The 2124-nt window shown below is 44.5% G+C and carries 2 protein-coding genes; both read right to left on the reverse strand.

Annotated elements, in window-relative coordinates; translation table 11 throughout:
- Nucleotides 1-1529: type I restriction endonuclease subunit R (locus GXZ17_RS09695; protein ID WP_409377084.1), on the reverse strand; the 1529-nt coding region annotated here is incomplete at its 3' end.
- A complete protein-coding gene (locus tag GXZ17_RS09700; protein ID WP_409377085.1) occupies nucleotides 1526-2068 on the reverse strand; it encodes a hypothetical protein in 543 nt (180 codons plus the stop codon). The genes GXZ17_RS09695 and GXZ17_RS09700, both read right to left, overlap by 4 nt.
- Nucleotides 2069-2124 lie beyond the last annotated feature (56 nt).

The raw sequence follows: 2124 nt of genomic DNA on the forward strand, positions 1-2124 counted from the left end.
AGAGTTACCGCTCTCTCCAGCACTTTGTTTAGTTCCTCAATGTCGCTCATTCCTTCTGCATCGACAAGGTCCAGGAATTCCCTCTCCAGCACGTCTTTACTAACCCGGAGCTCGTTAGGAGCGAGGGTGTAGTGTAGGGGAACAGTTGTCCCATCTTCTATGGATTCGGCAATGCTGTATTTATCAAGGTAACCCTTAGGGGGGTCATCTCTACCAAAGGTGATAAATGTTCCCCTACCATAGCTTGTCTTATCAATGGGAGTACCTGTGAAACCGATATATGTGGCATTGGGAAGCGCCCTCATCATGTAGTTGCCAAGTTTTCCAGTGGTAGTCCTGTGCGCTTCATCTACCAGGACAAAAATATTATCCCGGAGGTTCATGTTTTCAGGCATACCGTCAAATTTATGAATCATTGTGACGATTAAACCTCTTCTATCCCTTGCCAGAAGATTCTGCAGGTGGGCCTTGCCTTCGGCGACCTCCACGTTCCCGATACCCAGAGCACTGATGTTTCCGAAGAGCTGGCTCTCCAGCTCATTCCTATCTACAAGCATGATAACCGTTGGATTTTCAAACACGGGGTTTTCTATTATTTTTTGAGCAGCCACTATCATCGTGTAGGTTTTACCGGAGCCCTGGGTATGCCATATGAGCCCCCTTTTCTTTTCCCGGTCCTCTGCTCTTTGCACTACTTTACTGACCGCTCTCATCTGATGGGGTCTTAATACAATTTTCTTAAGTTCGTCATCTTGTCTGGCAAACATTATGAAGTCAACCAGAAGTCTCACAACTGTCTCTCTATCCAGGAAGGTTTTAACCAGAGTTTCGAAGTCACCACTGATTTCATCTTTCCAGTTAAAAAGCAGCTTCCCGGAGGTGTTCCATGTAGCACCGTAGTAATACTTCAAGATGTGCGTTAATGCATAAATCTGCATAACAGCCAGCAGTTCAGGACAATCTCTGTGATATCTTTTTATCTGTTCCAAGGCCTCGCTCATTCCTTCTATCTTATGAGCGGCTTTTGTTTCGATTAGTAAGAGAGGGACGCCGTTTATGAGAAAGACTATATCCGGCCTGATGGTTTTACTTCCGTTAGTAAACTCAAACTCATCGGTTACATGAAAGGTATTTCTATCTACCTCTTCAGTATCAAAAAATCGCACATTTCTCTCTCGCTTCTCGTGGGGAACAAATACCGTTCCCAAGCCCTTAAGGTATCTCCACACCACAGCGTTGCCTTCAATGTTAGGCAGGACAGTTTCCAGTCTTTTGATCAGGTCTTCTGCTAAAAGATGGTCCATAAAGCCGGGGTTGAGTCTCTGCATCTGATTGATGAATATCTCCTTTAATACGAGACCCGTCTTGCCACCTCTCAGCCTTAAGGCTTCATCAGGACTGACATATTCCCAGCCCAGCTTTAGAAATATCTTGTTACCATCTTGTGAAACATATTCCGCTGAAGACTCTTTTACATAGTTAATGATAGGCTTCTGAACGGAATATCTTTCCCCTCCCAATGAACTCATATCTCCACCTCCACTCTGTGGGCAAACATTCTGGCTCCTCTTCTTTTCTCCATTATCCCCAGTAACTTCTCTGCGTCACGGACCTGTTCCTCGACCATCATCATGATAAGCTTTAGCTCATGTTCGTCGTTTATATCTTTCAAAGACGCAGCAAAATCAAACCCCTGGTTGTGAACGAAAAGTCTGTTCGGTATTTTTTGGAGGTTGCCAGCTACTAACCCATATCTCAGATAGGGGTAAATTCCTTTGTGTCTTGTAGCTTTAGCTGAATATGTCAGAATATCGTGAGTGGTTAAGCTTCCAAATTTTGTTTCAATGGCTACGAGCGGCACTTTTTCATTTTTGATAACGATGTCGGTTTGAAATGCATAAGTTCCTCTTGCGGGGTGTGCAGTATCTTCGGATTTGGCCTCTCCCTTCTCATCAATAATAATCTGGTAAATTAAGTTTGTACCTCTACCCCTATCAAAAACCCTGTAGCCGGTAAGCTCTTTTTTGATTCTATTGCAAAGCTCAGCTCTCGGCTCTCCCTCGTTCACATCGCCAGCTCCGCTTTATCGAGAGCCAGGTGGTTGACTCTTATCCTGGCAGTCAT

Source organism: Candidatus Sordicultor fermentans (assembly GCF_012728195.1).
GTDB classification, from domain to species: Bacteria; Atribacterota; Atribacteria; order Atribacterales; family Caldatribacteriaceae; genus Sordicultor; species Sordicultor fermentans.